This is a genomic window from Streptomyces sp. NPDC085900, assembly GCF_044540925.1.
GTDB classification, from domain to species: domain Bacteria; phylum Actinomycetota; class Actinomycetes; order Streptomycetales; family Streptomycetaceae; genus Streptomyces; species Streptomyces gilvifuscus.
In genome coordinates this window covers 540,831-556,202 of sequence record NZ_JBITSP010000001.1, presented here as the reverse complement: position 1 = coordinate 556,202, position 15,372 = coordinate 540,831, and the positions used below count along the sequence as shown (strand labels likewise).

Genomic DNA, 15,372 nt, shown 5'->3' with positions numbered 1-15,372 from the left:
CCGCACCGTGAGATTCCGGTAACCCGAACGCAACGAAACGTCACGGAAACATCCTCGTACGCGTCCGGAAACGCGGGCCGGTGACCCTCTGACGAGCCCCCACCCCGTTGGAGACGAACGTGACGACCTTCGCCGCCGCGCACGCGGACACCGGTGACACCGCCTGGCTGCTCGCCGCCACCGCCCTCGTCCTGCTGATGACCCCGGGTCTGGCCCTCTTCTACGGCGGCATGGTCCGCACGAAGAGCGTCCTCAACATGCTGATGATGAGCTTCGTGTCGATCGCGCTCGTCACGGTGGTCTGGCTGCTCTGCGGCTACTCCCTGGCCTTCGGTGACGACGTCGGCGGCGGGCTGATCGGCGGTCTGAAGCACGCCGGGATGGCCGGTCTCGGCCCGGACAGCGTGCAGGGGACCGTCCCGACCCTCCTGTTCGCCACCTTCCAGCTGACCTTCGCGATCATCACGGCGGCGCTGGTCAGCGGCGCCATCGCGGACCGTGCGAAGTTCTCCGCCTGGCTGGTCTTCGTGCCCGTCTGGACGCTGCTCGTATACGTTCCCGTCTCCCACTGGGTGTGGGGCCCGGGCGGCTGGATCGCGCATCACCTCGACGCCCTCGACTTCGCGGGCGGTCTGCCCGTCGAGATCACCTCCGGTGCCTCCGGTCTGGCCCTGTGTCTGGTCCTCGGCCCGCGGCTCGGGTTCAAGAAGGACGCGATGCGGCCGCACAACCTGCCCATGGTGATGCTGGGCGCGGGCCTGCTGTGGTTCGGCTGGTTCGGCTTCAACGCGGGCTCGGCCCTCGGCGCGAACGGCCTCGCGGCCGCCGCGTTCCTCAACACCCTCGCCGCCGGCTGCACCGGCCTGCTGGGCTGGCTGTTCGTCGAGCAGAAGCGCGACGGCCATCCGACCACGCTGGGCGCGGCCTCCGGCGCGGTCGCCGGCCTGGTCGCGATCACCCCGTCCTGCGGGTCCGTCTCCCTGCTGGGCGCCCTGGTGGTGGGCCTCGCCGCGGGTGCCCTCTGCTCGTACGCCGTGAGCTGGAAGTTCAAGCTGAACTACGACGACTCGCTCGACGTCGTCGGTGTCCACCTGGTCGGCGGGATCGTCGGCACGCTCCTCATCGGCGTCTTCGCCGAGAAGGCGATGACCGGTGGCGCGCAGGGGCTCCTCTACGGCGGCGGGCTCGCCCAGCTCGGCAGGCAGGCGGTGGCCGTGATCGTCGTCGCCGCGTACACCTTCGGTGTCACCTACGCGCTCGGCAAGCTGATCGACAGGGCCATGGGCTTCCGGGCGACGGAGGAGCAGGAGCACACCGGCCTGGACCTTACGGTGCACGCCGAGACGGCATACGATCACGGCGTCCTGGGGCACGGCGCCCCGGTCAGCTCGTCCGTCGTCCACTCCGCGCAGAAGGTCCAGAGCCAGGCATGAAGCTCATCACCGCGATCGTCAAGCCCTACCGCCTCGACGAGGTGAAGACCGCCCTGCAGGAGCTCGGCGTGCACGGCCTGACCGTGACCGAGGCCAGCGGGTACGGCCGGCAGCGCGGCCACACCGAGGTGTACCGCGGCGCCGAGTACCAGGTCGACCTCGTGCCCAAGGTCCGTATCGAGGTCGTCGTCGAGGACGCCGTCTCGGAGGCCGTGATCGACGCGATCGTCAAGGCCGCGCAGACGGGGAAGATCGGGGACGGAAAGGTGTGGGCACTGCCCGTCGAGACGGTCGTACGGGTGCGGACGGGCGAGCGCGGCCCCGACGCGCTCTGAGCACCAGCACCGTTCCCACGGCCGTCACGGCCAGCAGCACCAGCGCCGCGACCCAGGGCAGGGCGAGGAAGGACGCGCTCGCCGACTCCCGGCTGTCCTTCGCGCTCGCCGTCAACTCCACCTTTCCCCAGTCGAGTTGGGGTGCACCGCGCCAGGGCTCGGTGAGGTGGACGCGCTGGCCGGGCAGCAGCTCGGAGGGGACGCGGGACAGGTCGCGGGCGAGGAGTGTGCGGCCGAACAGGCCCTTCGCGCGCAGTTCCACCTTGGGGTCCAGGGTGACGTTGCCGGTGTTGCGGAGGGTGTAGGAGACCGTCGCCGTGCTGTCGCCGAGGCCCGGGACGAGGGGCTGGTGGTGGACGACGTGGACGTTCTCGACGGCGATCGCGGGGAGGGTCGGGCCGCCGACGCGGAGGTAGACGCGGGCGGCCACGGCGCGCCGTACGCCGAGCGCGAGTGAGCCCGTGCCTTTCTCGATCCGCTCGTCGAGCGCCACCAACGCGCCCGCGTGGTCGCCCGGTTCGGCGCCCTCGGGCACGCGCAGGGTGAAGGGGACGGTGACCCGGCCGTGCGCCGGTACGGTCACGCGGGACTTCGCGGGCCGCGCCCAGGCACCCACCCCGCGCTGCCGCTCCTGCGCGCTCCGCACCGCGAACCCGCCGTCGCGGGGGGTGTTGTAGGCGTCGGCCCCGTAGAGCCGGAAGGTCAGGGGTCCGCCGGTCTTGTTGGCGACGACGACCTTGTCCGCGATCGTCGCCCCGGGGTCGGCGGAGAGGTAGAAGTACGGGCGCGCGGCGATCTCGGAGGAGACGGGGTAGACGGACCAGCTGCCGTTGTCGGCGGCGTGCGCGGGCGCGGTCAGGCCGGTCAGGAAGAGGGCCAGGAGCAGGGCGTACAGCTTGCGCATGGGTGCGGACCCCCACGTGGACGAGGTGATGGACGGGCGGGTGCGGACGCCCGTACGGTCAGCTGAGCGTGAGGGTGAGGACGCCGGAGTAGGAGCCGGGAGGCGTGAACGCCGGTACGTCCAGGGAGAGCTGGGCGTCCGCGGTGAACTCGCCGCCGGTGAGCGTGCCGTTGGCGGTGGAGGCGAGCGTCGCCCCCGAAGCGCCCACGGTGCCCGCCGAACCGGCCCGGCAGGTGCTCGGGCTGCCCGCCTTGGTGGCGCAGGCGGGTGTCCAGCTCAGCTTCCCGGCATCGATCTTGGCGCCGGGCCCGGTGAAGTCGGTGACCTTGCCGGTGAGCGACCAGCCTGCCGGCCCGCCGCGGAAGTCCTTGACGGTGACCGTCTGCAGCGCGCCGGTCGAGGCCCCGCCCTTGCCGAAGTCGACCGCCGACAGCGCGACGGAGTCCCCGGCCTGGGACATGGAGAGGGTCCCGGCCTTCACGGTGGTCGTCAGCTTCTGACTGCCGTCCGGGACGGGGGTGTTGTCGGTGACGGTGTAGACGGCGGGCCCGGCGCCCAGGGCGTCGCTCCACGCGCTGCCCTCGTACGCCACGATCCCGGTGGTCGTCTTGTCGTTGACGACGAGGGAGCCGCTGATCCTGCCGTCGCTGCCGGCGGTGACGGTGGCCTTGTCAGCGGTCTGGCTGCTCCCGGAGCGTCCGGCGAGGGTCACCGTGGCACCGGCGGTGAAGCCGCTGCCGCTGACGGTGACGCCGGCACCGGGCGCGCCGGAGGCCTTGTCGAGCTGGATGGCCCGGTTGTTGACCGGGGTGGAGTCGGTCGCCGTGATCGTCGCGGACGTCGGCGCGGGCGGGTTGGTCACCGTGCAGGGGGTGTCCAGCTCCAGGATGTAGCTGGTGTGGATGTTGTAGTCGCCGGGCGAGAGGGTGATGGAACCGGCGGTGGTGACCTTGAAGGTGCCGGTCATGGAGAACGACGGGAAGGCGCCGTTGCCCGGCACCGGATCGTTCTTCTTCGGACCGGCGACCGTGACGGCGCCCGTCTGCGCGCCCCCGAGGGTGACCTTGCCGGTGGGCGTCATGATGTCGGCCGGCAGGGCGATGGCGGTGGGGTTGCTGGCGGCGGGCTTGACGACCGTGTAGGTCACGGTGACGGTGTCGCCGACCTTCGGGGTGGGGTTGTCCACCGCGATGGCGGCCGTGGTGGTGCCGTCGATCGGCGGGATGCCCGCGACCGCGGGCGGGATGCAGTGCGTGGCGAAGTCCACGTTCGTGGCGGCGCCGGCCGGACAGGCCAGCGCGCCGCCCGCGGTGACCGCGAGCGCGGTCGCCCCGAGCAGAGACGCCCAGCGGCGTCTTCGGGTGATCGGACCCATGGGAGTGCCCCCTTCTCTGTGCGCTCACTGGGGGCATTGATGTGTGGATCGCGTGAGAAGTCAATGGAGACGCCGAAATGAACTGATGGACCGTCAATTCCTGTGTGATTGCCAGGAACTGACGGTCCATCGGCTGTGTGCGGGCTGGCTGCGACTGTCAGTCGAGGACGAAGGGTCCCGGGGACTGCGGACCGGTCGCGGTGCAGGTGATGGTGATGCCGAAGACGGTCATCTGCAGCGAGCCGCCGTAGGCGTCCAGGCTGTCACCGGAGGCGACGGTGCCCGAGAGGGGCCCGACGGTGACCGGGTCGCCGGCCGCCATGGCCGGGTTCTGCGTGCCGGTGAACGTGTCGGTGCCGCCGGTGGCGCTGTTCGCCATGGTGAGGGTGGAGGTGATCGAGTTCTCCGAGAGGGCGATCGGAGCGGTGATCGCGGACGACGTGAGGGTGAGGGTGGCCGACGTGCCGTCCTGGGTGGCCGTGAGCGTGGCCGCCCCGCCGCCGAAGGCGCCGCAGTCGGCGGTGATGGTCGCCGTGTCGGGGGTGACGGCGAGGGCGCTGGGCGCGAACGCGAGCGACGCGGCCGCGAGGGCCCCCACCGCCATGGCCGCACCTGTTGTCAGTCGTTCGACTCTCATGGGGATCCGGCTCCCTTACTGCCATGTGGGGATGGATGGGGAGAGATCCGCGGCCGTCAGGGGCGGCGTGGTGCGGTACGCCGCGTGGGGGGTGGATCTGACGGACCGTCGGAACTACCGGTTCCATTGATGCCGGTGGGGCGAGCGGACGACAAGGACGAATTCCGGACGGTTCTGAAACGGCCGGTATTCAACCTGCAACGATGCTGGTCCGTACCGTTCCGTCGGGCCCGGCCAGCAGGACCGGCGTCCCGGCCCCGCCCAGCTCCGCCACCGCCGCCCGGTCCGCGTCCTGCACCGACTCGGCCTCGGTCACCACGGCCGCCGCCTCCAGCGACTTCGCCCCCGAGGCCACCGCCATCGCCACCGCCGTCCGCAGGGCACTCAGTTTCAGTGACGGAAGGTCGACGGTCCCGGCGACATACGTACGGCCGGTCTCGTCCCGTACGGCCGCCCCCTCGGGCACGCCGTTGCGGGCCCGCGCGGAACGGGCCAGGGTGACGATCTTGCGGTCCTCGGGGTCGAGCGCGCTGCTGTCGGTCATGAGCCGAGCATACGTAGCGCGTGCGCCGGGGATGCGCTCAGGGACGGTCCAGACGCAGCCGCTCGGCCCGCGGCAGACCGGCCACGACCAGGTCGTACGAGTCCTCGACGAGCTCACGCACGAGCCGGTCGGGGAGATCGCCGTCGACCGTGACGGTGTTCCAGTGCCGCTTGTTCATGTGGTACCCGGGGATGATCAGGCCCGGATGGTCGGCGCGCAGCCGGACCGCGTCCTCGGGGTCGCACTTGAGGTTGACGGTCAGGGGGCGGGCGCCGAGGTTGCTCAGGGCGAACAACTTGCCCAGCACCTTGAAGACCGAGGTCTCCGGGTTGAAGGGGAAGTCCTCCTGCACCGCGTTGAAGGACAGACAGAGGTCGCGCAGTTCCTCGGGGCTCATTCGTCCTTCTCCTCCTCGGGCTCCTCCACCGGCGCCACCGGCTCCACCAGCACGGTCACGATCTTGTTCCGGCGGCCGGCCGCCGCCTCGGCCGTCAGCCGCAGCTCGCGGCCGTCCGGGAGTCCGACCACGCTGGAGGCGCCCGCGATGGGCACCCGGCCCAGGGCCTTGGCCAGCAGGCCGCCGACGGTCTCCACGTCCTCGTCGTCGTACTCGTCGAGGCCGTACAGCTCGCCGAGGTCGGTGATGTCGAGCCGGGCGGTGACTCGGTAGCGGTCGTCGCCGAGGTCCTCGACCGGAGGGAGCTCGCGGTCGTACTCGTCGGTGATCTCGCCGACGATCTCCTCCAGGATGTCCTCGATGGTGACGATGCCGGCCGTGCCGCCGTACTCGTCGATGACGACGGCGACGTGGTTGCGCTCCTGCTGCATCTCGCGCAGCAGGTCACCGGCGTTCTTGGTGTCCGGGACGAAAGCGGCCGGGCGCATCGCCGTCGAGACCAGCTCGGACTCGGCGTCCCGGCTGATGTGCGTCTTGCGGACCAGGTCCTTGAGATACACGATGCCGACGATGTCGTCCTCGCTCTCGCCGGTGACCGGGATCCGGGAGAAGCCGGACCTCAGGGCGAGAGTCAGGGCCTGGCGGATCGTCTTGTAGCGCTCGATGACGATCAGGTCCGTGCGCGGGACCATGACCTCCCGCACGAGCGTGTCGCCGAGCTCGAAGACCGAGTGCACCATGCGGCGCTCGTCGTCCTCGATCAGCGACTCCTTCTCCGCGAGGTCGACCAGCGCGCGCAGTTCCGCCTCGGAGGCGAAGGGGCCGCGGCGGAAGCCCTTGCCGGGGGTCAGCGCGTTGCCGATGAGGATCAGCAGGTTCGGGATCGGGCCCATGATCCTGGCCAGCGGCAGCAGTACGTACGCCGCCGCCGTCGCCGTGTTCAGCGGGTGCTGGCGGCCGATGGTGCGCGGGGAGACACCGACGGCGACGTACGACACCAGGACCATGACGCCGATCGCGGCGAGCAGGGCGCGCGTGGTGCCGTGGACGGACTGCAGACAGGCGTACGTCACCAGGGCCGCGGCCGCCATCTCGCAGGCGACGCGGACCAGGAGGGCGACGTTCAGATAGCGGGTGGGGTCGGCCGCCACCTGCGCGAGCTTGGCGCTGCCGCGGCGGCCGGAGCGGACCGCCTCCTCGGCGCGGAAGCTGGAGACGCGGGCGAGGCCCGCCTCCGCACAGGCGGCGAGCCACGCGACGACGACCAGGGCGACGGCGCCCGCGACGATCTGCCCACTCATGAGACGGTCGGGGCCGGGGACGGGCCGGTCAGGCCCTTCTCCGCGCGCCAGCCGTCCACGATGGCCGCCTGCAGGCCGAACATCTCGGCCTTCTCGTCCGGTTCCTCGTGGTCGTAGCCGAGCAGGTGCAGCACGCCGTGGACGGTGAGCAGCTGGAGCTCCTCGTCCATGGAGTGCTGCGTCGGCGCTTCCTCGCCCTGCTTCTTGGCGACCTCGGGGCACAGCACGATGTCGCCGAGGAGGCCCTGCGGGGGCTCGTCGTCGTCCTTCGACGGCGGACGCAACTCGTCCATCGGGAAGGACATGACGTCCGTCGGCCCCGGCAGGTCCATCCACTGGATGTGCAACTGCTCCATGGCGTCGGCGTCCACCACGATCACCGAGAGCTCGGAGAGCGGGTGGATGCGCATCCGCGCGAGTGCGTAGCGGGCGATGTCGAGGATCGCCTGCTCGTCGACCTCGGTTCCGGACTCGTTGTTGACGTCGATCGACATGGCGCTGTGGTCTTCTACTTCCCCTTGTGCCCGGACTGCCTGCCCCGGCCGCCCTTGTGGGAGCCGTTCTCGGTGCCGTGCTTGCTGTCGTACTGCTCGTACGCGTCGACGATACGGCCCACCAGCTTGTGCCGTACGACGTCGTGGGACGACAGCCGGGAGAAGTGGACGTCCTCGACGCCGTCGAGGATGTCCTGGACCTGGCGCAGACCCGACTTGGTGCCGTCGGGCAGGTCGACCTGGGTCACGTCACCCGTGATCACGATCTTCGAGTCGAAGCCGAGGCGGGTGAGGAACATCTTCATCTGCTCGGGCGAGGTGTTCTGGGCCTCGTCGAGGATGATGAAGGCGTCGTTGAGCGTGCGGCCGCGCATGTACGCCAGCGGCGCGACCTCGATCGTCCCGGCCGCCATCAGCCGCGGGATCGAGTCCGGGTCGAGCATGTCGTGCAGCGCGTCGTACAGCGGGCGCAGGTACGGGTCGATCTTCTCGTAGAGCGTGCCGGGCAGGAAGCCCAGGCGCTCGCCGGCCTCGACCGCGGGTCGGGTCAGGATGATGCGGTTGACCTGCTTGGACTGCAGGGCCTGCACCGCCTTCGCCATGGCGAGGTAGGTCTTGCCGGTACCGGCGGGGCCGATGCCGAAGACGATCGTGTGCTTGTCGATCGCGTCGACGTACCGCTTCTGGTTGAGGGTCTTGGGGCGGATGGTGCGGCCGCGGGAGGACAGGATGTTCTGCGTCAGTACCTCGGCCGGGGTCTCCTGGCCGTCGCTCGTCCCGTTCTCGCTCGCCTTCAGCATGGCGATCGAGCGTTCCACTGCGTCCTCCGTCATCGGCTGCCCGGTGCGGAGCACCAGCATCATCTCTTCGAAAACGCGCGAGACGAGGGCCACCTCGACCGGGTCGCCGACCGCGCTGATCTCATTGCCCCGGACGTGGATGTCGGCCCCCGGGAAGGCCTTCTCGATCACGCGCAGGAGGGAGTCGCCGGACCCCAGAACGGTCACCATGGGGTGCTGGGCGGGGACGGTGAACTGCGCTCTCGCCTGCTCCTGCGCGGGGGTGTGAGCTGTGGGTGTCTGAGTCATGGGCCGGCTCTGTAGGCCTTGCTCGTCCTCCTAGATACGGCACGCACGCCACTTGGGCGGCCTGGCGGTTTCCAGGGTACGCCGGGGAACTGACAACGCCGTAGGACTTTTCGGCGGCCCGCCTTCCGCACCCGGGCGCGGGACGGGACAGGGCCTAGGCCGGCCGGAACCCGATGGTCGGCACCGCCCGCCGCAGCGGCCACGGCCGCGCCGCCTCCTCCGGGATCAGGCGCTCCAGGAAAGCGTACCGGCGCAGGGCGGCGGGGTCCTGTCCCTCCACCGACTGCACCCTGCGCCACCAGGCCGCGATCTCCGACCAGCCCGGCGCCGACAGCGAACCGCCGAACTCCTGCACCGACAGGGCCGCGGTGAGCCCGGCGAAGGCCAGCCGGTCGGCGAGCGGCCAGCCCGCGAGGGTGCCGGTGACGAACCCGGCGACGAACACGTCCCCCGCGCCGGTGGGGTCCATGGCCTCCACGTCGATGGCGGGCACCTCGGCGCTCTCGCCGGTGCGCCGGTCGACGGCGTAGGCGCCCTCCGCGCCGAGGGTGACGACGGCGAGCGGCACGTGCTCGGTGAGGGCGTGGGCGGCGGCCCGGGGGCAGTCGGTGCCGGTGTACCGCATCGCCTCCTCGGCGTTCGGCAGGAAGGCCTCGCAGTGCTCCAGGTCGGCCAGTCCGGCCAGGTCCCAGGCGCCGGTGTCGTCCCAGCCGACGTCGCCGAAGACCCGGGTGCCGTGCGCGGCGGCCTGGGCGATCCAGGGCGCCCGCCGGCCCGGGGTGAGCGAGGCGACGGCGGCACGCGCGCGGGGCGGGCACTCGGGGGCGGGCTCCTCGGGGGGCGGCTCGTGGCCGTGGGAGACCATCGTGCGCTCGCCCTCGTACGCCATGGAGACGGTGACCGGGGAGTGCCAGCCGGGGACGGTGCGGGACGGCGAGAGGTCGATGCCCTCGCCCTGCTCGAGGGCGTCCCAGCAGTACTCGCCGTAGTGGTCGTCGCCGAACGTCGCCGCGAGGGAGGTCCGCAGGCCGAGGCGGGCGAGCGCGGTGGCCATGTTGGCGACGCCGCCGGGGCTCGATCCCATCCCGCGGGCCCAGGACTCGGTCCCGCGCACCGGGGCGGAGTCGAGCCCGGTGAAGATGATGTCCAGGAAGACGGTGCCGGTCAGATACACGTCCCAGGGCGGTTCGTCCGGCGCGCGCAGGGCGGCCAGGGGGTCGACCCGGGCCTGGCAGTGCGGCCCCTCGGTGATGGGCGACGGTCCCTTTCCGTTGGGCGCGATCACGGGCACTCCCCTGGCATGGTGCGGTTCAGGCCAAGTGTGCACCACATCACCCGTGACCGGCCGCCGCTCCCGCCCCGCCCGTCGCGTCCCGCGGGGGTCCGCCTACCAGCGCGGCACGGCCGGTGTCCGCCACCCGGGTTCGGCGACCCGCATCGCCGCCGCGTCGTCCCGGTCCCTCAGCGAACCGTCGTCGTCCAGCCACCGCCGGTGCAGGAACCGCAGCTTGTCGGGGTCGACCTCGACGCCGAGCCCGGGTGCGTCGGAGACCCGCACGGCGCCGTCGTCGAACGTCAGCCGCTCGGTGAGCACGTCCTCCGACTGCCAGGGGTAGTGGGAGTCGCAGGCGTGGTGGAGGTTCGGGACGGTGGCCGCCACGTGGGTCATCGCGGCGAGGCTGATGCCCAGGTGGGTGTTGGAGTGCATGGAGACGCCGACGCCGAACGTCCGGCAGATCGCGGCCAGTTGCTGGGTGTTGCGCAGCCCGCCCCAGTAGTGGTGGTCGGAGAGGACGACCTGGACGGCGTCCTTGGTGAACGCCTCCGCGATCTCGGCGAACGTCGTCACGCACATGTTGGTGGCGAGCGGCACGTCGGTGCCGGCGGAGACCTCGGCCATGGCGGCGGTGCCGAGCGCCGGGTCCTCCAGGTACTCCAGGACGTCTCCCAGTTCCTTCGCCACCTTCAGCGAAGTCTCCACGGACCAGGCGCCGTTGGGGTCCAGACGCAGGGGGTGGCCGGGGAAGGCCGCGGCCAGCGCGCGGACGGCGGCGATCTCCTCGTCCGGCGGGAAGACCCCGCCCTTGAGCTTGAACGAGGTGAAGCCGTACCGCTCGGTGAACCGCCGCGCCTGCTCCACGACCCCGGCCGGGTCGACCGCGGCCCCCCAGTCGTCCTGCTCGCAGGCCACGCCCTCGGGATGGCCGGCCCACTTGTAGAACAGGTAGGCGCTGTACTCGACGGCGTCCCGGACCTTGCCGCCGAGCAGGGCGTGCACGGGCAGTCCGAGCGCCTTGCCGAGGGCGTCCAGGCAGGCGACCTCGAAGCCGGAGACGACGGAGAGCCGCAGTTTGTCGGCGGTCTGCACACCGCGCAGCCCGCCGACGTCGACCTGCCCGGAGACCCGGGCGTCGTCCACGGCGACCTCGTCGGCGACGGTGAACAGGCCGTTCAGGTCGCTGACCGGCCGGCCCACGAGTCGCTCCGCGAAGGGCCGCGCCAACTCCAGGTACTTGGTGTCGCCGTAGGTCTCGCCGACCCCGGTGACCCCGTCGGCCGTGACCACCTCCACGATCAGCCGCGGGGTGTACGGCTGGTGCACGCCCTGCGTGTTGAGCAGCGGCGGGTCGGCGACCAGGATCGGGGTCAGCCGTACGTCCGTGATCGTGAGGTTCACAGGGTCGCTCCTACGAGGTCGAGTCCGGAGGCGAGCAGGGTCTTCAGGTCGGCGAGGTCGCCCGGTGAGGGGTCGGTGAGCGGGGCGCGGACGGGGCCGACGGGACGGCCGCGGAGCCGGGCCGCCGCCTTGACCAGGGACACGGCGTATCCCGGTACCCGGTCGCGGAGTTCGACGAGCGGGACGTAGAAGTCGCGCAGCAGCCGTTCCACGCCCTTGTCGTCGCCCGTGCGCAGGGCGGAGAAGAAGGCGTTCGCGATCTCGGGGGCGAAGGCGTGGACGGCCGAGGAGTAGGCGGGGACGCCGACGGTGGCGTAGGCGCGGGCCTGCATCTCGGCGGTGGCGGCGCCGTTGAAGAACAGGAAGCCCTCGGGGGCGGCGAGGGTGAGGCGCTGGAGGCGGTCGAGATCGCTGTGGCCGTCCTTGAGGCCGATCACGTTCGGGATGTCCGCGATCCGCCGCAACGAGGCGGGCGTGTAGGCGACCTGACCGCGCTGGTAGGCGATGAGCGGGAGCCGGGTGCGGGCGGCGAGCCGCTTCAGCTGGGCGACGAGGCCGTCCTGCGGGGCGGCGACGAGGTAGTGCGGGAGCACCAGCAGCGCGTCCGCGCCGGCGTCCTCGGCGACGCGGGCGAATCGGGCGGCCTGCGCCCAGCCGTAGCCGACCCCGGCGACGACGGGCACCCTCCCGCCCGCCTCCTCGACGGCGACGGTCACGACCTGCCGGTACTCCTCCTCGTCCAGCGAGAAGAACTCGCCGGTGCCGCAGGCGGGGAAGACGGCGCCGGGCGCGGTGGCGAGCTGGGCCGCGACATGGGCGCGGAAGCCGTCGGGGTCGAGGGAGCCGTCGTCGTGGAAGGAGGTGAGAGGGAAGGAGAGCACCCCGCTGTCCATGCCGTGCCGCAGCCTCCGCGCAGTCGTTTCCGTCTCGTCCGCCACACTGTCTCCCCATATAGATGACATCCACGTATGGAGACAGAGCCTAGGTATGCGAACCACGCCCGTCAACGGGCGCGCACCGGCGGACTACCATCGCCCCATGTCGGAGACAGGCGGTGGCGTACGCGAGGTGAAGTCCGCGGCGCGGACGGTCGAGCTGCTGGAACTCCTCGCCGCGCGCGGCGACCGGCCCGCCCGGCTGCAGGAGCTGGCCGAGGCGCTCCAGGTGCCGCGCAGCTCGATGTACGCCCTGCTGCAGACGCTGATCAGCCGCGGCTGGGTGCGCACGGACGTCACCGGCTCGCTCTACGGCATCGGCATCCACGCCCTGCTGACCGGCACCAGTTATCTGGACTCCGACCCGCGCGTACGGGCCGTACGGCCGTACCTGGACGAGGCGTCGGAGGCGCTGGGCGAGACGATCCACCTGGGGCGCCTGGACGGCCGGGACGTGGCCTATCTGGCCACCCGCGAGTCGCACGAGTACCTGCGCACCATCAGCAGGGTCGGCCGCCGCCTGCCGGCCCACGTGGGCGCCCTGGGCAAGGCGCTGCTGGCCGAACGCCCCGACGACGACCTGCCCGAGGGCCCCTACGAGGCGCTCACCCCCAACACCCGCACCACCAGGCATTCGCTCGCCGCCGATCTCGCCGAGGTGCGCGCCCGCGGCTACGCGATCGATCGCGAGGAGGGCGTCCTCGGCATCGTCGGCTTCGGCTTCGCGCTGCGCTACGAGACACCGGCGCAGGACGCGGTCAGCTGCTCGGTGCCGGTGGCCCGGCTGACACCCGAGCACGAGGAACGGATCGTGGCGGTGATGCGGGAGATCAGGGCCAAGATCGAGGCGACGGCACCGGGCGCGGGGGGCTCGGCGCACTGGCGTTGAGCCGCTGAACGAGGCCTGCTGCTACCCGGCCTCCCCCACCCCAAACACAACGTGCGCCACATCACACCCCCGCCCCTTCTTCCGCAACCGCGTGCTTGATACAACTTGCTCGCGCGTTCCTGTCCGTCGACGGCCTGCGCCCAACCCCCTTCTTGAGCCGCTCCTTTCGCATGCCCTGGGAACGCCCGTGTTCGCCCCCCGCACCATCGCCTGGCCCCTCGTCGCCCTTTTCACGGCCGGGTACCTCGCTCCCTACCTGCTGCCCACCACCGTGGGCCGGCTGGATTCGGGACTGCCGCTGACCACCACTCAGGCGGGCGCTCTCGGCAGCGCGCTGCTGCTGAGCTCGGCATCGGCCGGGTTCGTCCTGGCCTCGCGGGTGGAGCGGATCGGCGCCCGCACCCTGGCCCGCGTCGGCCTGACCCTGGCCGTCCTCGGCTACGGCACCGCCGCGCTGACCGGCAGCGTCCCGGCGGTCGTCGTCGGCGCCCTGATCGGCGGCCTCGGCTCCGGTACCGCGACGACGGTCGCCGCCACCGGAATCGCCGCCCAGCCGGACCCCCACCGCACGACCACCCTCGGCCTGCTCGGCGTCTCCGCGCTCGCCGGCGCCGTCTATCTGACGGTCCCCCACCTCGGCCCCGGCCACGGGCAGCCGCCGGCCGCGATCGCCCTCACCGCCCTGGCCGTCTGGCCGCTCACCGGCCGCCTCCCCGTCCGTACGGTCGCCGCACACAGCCCCCTGGACGGCACCCGCCTCCCCCACCGCCGCTCCGGCACGGTCCTCGCCGCCGCCATGCTCTGCTGGTCCCTCGCCCAGAACGCCCTGTGGGGCGTCAGCGGCCGGATCGGCCTGGCCCAGGCCCATCTGACGGAGGCCACCGTCGGCGCGGTCTTCGCGGTGGCGCTCGGCGCCGGACTGCTCGGCGTGACGGTCGCCGGCGCGGTCGGACCCCGCTTCGGACGGGCCGTACCGGTCGGCGGCGGCACGGCCGTCATCGCGGGCTGCATCGTGCTGAGCGCGTCCGCCGCCGACCTGACGTCCTTCGCGGCCGGCGAGATCGCCTGGAACCTGCTCTACCCGGTCGTCCTGTCGTACGTCATCGGCCTGGCCGCCTCCCTCGACCCGCGCGGCCGCTGGGCGGTCCTGGTCGGCTCGGCGTCCTCGCTGGGCACGGCGGCGGGCCCGCTGACGGGGAGTGTGCTGGCCGAGCGAGCCGGGTTCCCGGCGATGGGCGCGGTGCTGGCGGTCGGGCTGCTGGCGATCGCGGTACCGATGACGGTGGTCGCGCTGGGTGCCGGACGGCGGTCCCTGCCGGTCGTGGAGATCCCCGTGGAGACCACACGCGCCTACGACACCACGGCCGCCGCCTAGAACTCGTAGGCCTCCACCTCGGCGAGGTACCGGGCCCGACGCTCCTCGTCGTCCTCCAGGAAGGAGGCGAGGAAGGAGTTGCGGGCCAGCTCGCGCAGCCGGTCCCGCGACAGCCCCAGGGTCTGCCGTACGGCGTCGAAATTGTCGCCCGCGTAGCCGCCGAAGTAGGCCGGGTCGTCGGAGTTGACCGTGCACATCAGACCCGCGTCCAGCATGGCCGGGAGCGGGTGGTCGGCCAGGGTGTCGACGGTGCGGAGGCGGACGTTGGACAGCGGGCACAGGGTCAGCGGTATCCGCTCCCGCACCAGCCGGGCGACCAGCGCCGGGTCCTCCATGCAGCGCAGGCCGTGGTCGACGCGCTCGACGCCGAGCACGTCCAGCGCCTCGGTGATGTACTTCGGCGGCCCCTCCTCGCCCGCGTGCGCGACGCGCCGCAGCCCGAGCGCGGCGGCGGCCTCGTACACCTCGCGGAACTTCGCCGGCGGGTGGCCGACCTCGGCCGAGTCCAGGCCGACGCCGGTGATCCGGTCCAGGTACGGCTCGGCGGCCCGCAGGGTCTCCAGGGCCGACTCGGCGGACTCGTCGCGCAGGAAGCAGAGGATCAGCCGGGTGGATATGCCGTGGTGGGCCTCGCTGCTCCCCAGCGCCCGCCACAGCCCCTCCACCACCGTGCCCATGGCCACGCCCCGCGCCAGGTGGGCCTGCGGGTCGAAGAAGATCTCCGCGTGCCGCACGCCCTGCGCGGCGGCCCGGGCGAGGTAGGCGTTCGCCAGGTCCTCGAAGTCCCGCTCGGTGCGCAGGACGGCCATGAGCTCGTAGTACAGGTTCAGGAAGGACTGGAGGTCCTCGAAGTCGTACGCCTTGCGCAGCGCGTCCGTGTCGGCGTACGGCAGCTCGACGCCGTTGCGGTCGGCCAGCTCGAAGGCAAGCTCCGGCTCCAGCGTGCCTTCGATGTGGAGGTGCAGTTCAGCTTTGGGGAGGGGCATCG

16 protein-coding genes are annotated in these 15,372 nt (G+C 71.9%); 4 read left to right on the top strand and 12 right to left on the bottom strand.

Annotated features, from left to right (window positions below; all coding sequences use genetic code 11):
- Positions 1 to 107: 107 nt before the first annotated feature.
- Both ACIGDI_RS02440 and ACIGDI_RS02435 read left to right on the top strand, forming a co-directional pair.
- On the top strand, positions 108 to 1,433 hold the full coding sequence (locus ACIGDI_RS02440; RefSeq protein ID WP_399889337.1) for an ammonium transporter: 1,326 nt from the start codon (positions 108 to 110) through the stop codon (positions 1,431 to 1,433).
- Complete coding sequence (locus tag ACIGDI_RS02435; RefSeq protein WP_200704934.1) at positions 1,430 to 1,768, top strand: P-II family nitrogen regulator; 339 nt, start codon at positions 1,430 to 1,432, stop codon at positions 1,766 to 1,768. Before ACIGDI_RS02440 ends, ACIGDI_RS02435 begins: the two co-directional genes overlap by 4 nt.
- On the opposite strand, the gene ACIGDI_RS02430 is transcribed toward ACIGDI_RS02435, so the two are convergent.
- From ACIGDI_RS02430 to ACIGDI_RS02380, 11 genes are all read right to left on the bottom strand, one after another.
- Positions 1,662 to 2,672, bottom strand: coding sequence for a DUF916 domain-containing protein (locus tag ACIGDI_RS02430; RefSeq protein ID WP_399889334.1), 1,011 nt, complete (start codon positions 2,670 to 2,672; stop codon positions 1,662 to 1,664). The two genes, ACIGDI_RS02435 and ACIGDI_RS02430, sit on opposite strands and share 107 nt — an antisense overlap.
- Before the next feature lie 58 nt (positions 2,673 to 2,730).
- Positions 2,731 to 4,047, bottom strand: a complete 1,317-nt coding sequence (locus tag ACIGDI_RS02425) for a beta-xylosidase (protein WP_399889331.1) — start codon at positions 4,045 to 4,047, stop codon at positions 2,731 to 2,733.
- Positions 4,048 to 4,204: 157 nt separating this feature from the next.
- On the bottom strand, positions 4,205 to 4,684 hold the full coding sequence (locus tag ACIGDI_RS02420; RefSeq protein ID WP_399889329.1) for a hypothetical protein: 480 nt from the start codon (positions 4,682 to 4,684) through the stop codon (positions 4,205 to 4,207).
- A 190-nt stretch (positions 4,685 to 4,874) separates the two neighbouring features.
- Positions 4,875 to 5,228: a cytidine deaminase gene (locus ACIGDI_RS02415; RefSeq protein WP_399889326.1), complete on the bottom strand. Its 354-nt coding sequence runs from the start codon at positions 5,226 to 5,228 to the stop codon at positions 4,875 to 4,877.
- 37 nt (positions 5,229 to 5,265) lie between these two features.
- Positions 5,266 to 5,625 carry an MmcQ/YjbR family DNA-binding protein gene (locus tag ACIGDI_RS02410; RefSeq protein ID WP_399889323.1) on the bottom strand — a complete coding sequence of 120 codons (360 nt, stop codon included), beginning with the start codon at positions 5,623 to 5,625 and terminating at the stop codon, positions 5,266 to 5,268.
- The gene (locus ACIGDI_RS02405; RefSeq protein WP_399889320.1) at positions 5,622 to 6,926 is read right to left on the bottom strand and encodes a hemolysin family protein; all 1,305 of its coding nucleotides are present in this window, start codon (positions 6,924 to 6,926) and stop codon (positions 5,622 to 5,624) included. Before ACIGDI_RS02405 ends, ACIGDI_RS02410 begins: the two co-directional genes overlap by 4 nt.
- Positions 6,923 to 7,420, bottom strand: coding sequence for an rRNA maturation RNase YbeY (gene ybeY, locus ACIGDI_RS02400; protein WP_142151884.1), 498 nt, complete (start codon positions 7,418 to 7,420; stop codon positions 6,923 to 6,925). Before ybeY ends, ACIGDI_RS02405 begins: the two co-directional genes overlap by 4 nt.
- A 14-nt stretch (positions 7,421 to 7,434) precedes the next feature.
- Entirely contained in the window at positions 7,435 to 8,508 is a 1,074-nt protein-coding gene (locus tag ACIGDI_RS02395) for a PhoH family protein (protein ID WP_399889317.1), read from the bottom strand.
- Between the two features lie 154 nt (positions 8,509 to 8,662).
- Positions 8,663 to 9,793 carry a carbohydrate kinase family protein gene (locus ACIGDI_RS02390; RefSeq protein ID WP_399889314.1) on the bottom strand — a complete coding sequence of 377 codons (1,131 nt, stop codon included), beginning with the start codon at positions 9,791 to 9,793 and terminating at the stop codon, positions 8,663 to 8,665.
- A 102-nt stretch (positions 9,794 to 9,895) separates the two neighbouring features.
- Complete coding sequence (locus tag ACIGDI_RS02385) at positions 9,896 to 11,185, bottom strand: glucarate dehydratase family protein (RefSeq protein ID WP_399889311.1); 1,290 nt, start codon at positions 11,183 to 11,185, stop codon at positions 9,896 to 9,898.
- Positions 11,182 to 12,147, bottom strand: coding sequence for a 5-dehydro-4-deoxyglucarate dehydratase (locus tag ACIGDI_RS02380; protein ID WP_399889310.1), 966 nt, complete (start codon positions 12,145 to 12,147; stop codon positions 11,182 to 11,184). The genes ACIGDI_RS02385 and ACIGDI_RS02380 overlap by 4 nt, the downstream gene beginning before the upstream one ends.
- A gap of 76 nt (positions 12,148 to 12,223) precedes the next feature.
- Between ACIGDI_RS02380 and ACIGDI_RS02375 the strand changes: the two genes are divergently transcribed.
- Positions 12,224 to 13,009, top strand: a complete 786-nt coding sequence (locus ACIGDI_RS02375; protein ID WP_399889307.1) for an IclR family transcriptional regulator — start codon at positions 12,224 to 12,226, stop codon at positions 13,007 to 13,009.
- Between the two features lie 187 nt (positions 13,010 to 13,196).
- Complete coding sequence (locus ACIGDI_RS02370) at positions 13,197 to 14,384, top strand: MFS transporter (protein ID WP_399889304.1); 1,188 nt, start codon at positions 13,197 to 13,199, stop codon at positions 14,382 to 14,384.
- Here the strand turns inward: ACIGDI_RS02370 and ACIGDI_RS02365 are convergent.
- Positions 14,381 to 15,370 (bottom strand): adenosine deaminase, encoded by a 990-nt coding sequence (locus tag ACIGDI_RS02365; protein WP_399889301.1) that lies wholly within the window; start codon positions 15,368 to 15,370, stop codon positions 14,381 to 14,383. The two genes, ACIGDI_RS02370 and ACIGDI_RS02365, sit on opposite strands and share 4 nt — an antisense overlap.
- Positions 15,371 to 15,372 lie beyond the last annotated feature (2 nt).

What these genes read in the sequence shown, in the direction of transcription:
- ACIGDI_RS02435 (WP_200704934.1), top strand. Translation starts at nt 1,430, where the DNA reads ATGAAGCTCATCACCGCGATCGTCAAGCCCTACCGCCTCGACGAGGTG.
- ACIGDI_RS02430 (WP_399889334.1), bottom strand. Translation starts at nt 2,672, where the DNA reads ATGCGCAAGCTGTACGCCCTGCTCCTGGCCCTCTTCCTGACCGGCCTG.
- ACIGDI_RS02425 (WP_399889331.1), bottom strand. Translation starts at nt 4,047, where the DNA reads ATGGGTCCGATCACCCGAAGACGCCGCTGGGCGTCTCTGCTCGGGGCG.
- ACIGDI_RS02420 (WP_399889329.1), bottom strand. Translation starts at nt 4,684, where the DNA reads ATGAGAGTCGAACGACTGACAACAGGTGCGGCCATGGCGGTGGGGGCC.
- ACIGDI_RS02415 (WP_399889326.1), bottom strand. Translation starts at nt 5,228, where the DNA reads ATGACCGACAGCAGCGCGCTCGACCCCGAGGACCGCAAGATCGTCACC.
- ACIGDI_RS02410 (WP_399889323.1), bottom strand. Translation starts at nt 5,625, where the DNA reads ATGAGCCCCGAGGAACTGCGCGACCTCTGTCTGTCCTTCAACGCGGTG.
- ACIGDI_RS02405 (WP_399889320.1), bottom strand. Translation starts at nt 6,926, where the DNA reads ATGAGTGGGCAGATCGTCGCGGGCGCCGTCGCCCTGGTCGTCGTCGCG.
- ybeY (WP_142151884.1), bottom strand. Translation starts at nt 7,420, where the DNA reads ATGTCGATCGACGTCAACAACGAGTCCGGAACCGAGGTCGACGAGCAG.
- ACIGDI_RS02395 (WP_399889317.1), bottom strand. Translation starts at nt 8,508, where the DNA reads ATGACTCAGACACCCACAGCTCACACCCCCGCGCAGGAGCAGGCGAGA.
- ACIGDI_RS02380 (WP_399889310.1), bottom strand. Translation starts at nt 12,147, where the DNA reads ATGTCATCTATATGGGGAGACAGTGTGGCGGACGAGACGGAAACGACT.
- ACIGDI_RS02375 (WP_399889307.1), top strand. Translation starts at nt 12,224, where the DNA reads ATGTCGGAGACAGGCGGTGGCGTACGCGAGGTGAAGTCCGCGGCGCGG.
- ACIGDI_RS02365 (WP_399889301.1), bottom strand. Translation starts at nt 15,370, where the DNA reads ATGCCCCTCCCCAAAGCTGAACTGCACCTCCACATCGAAGGCACGCTG.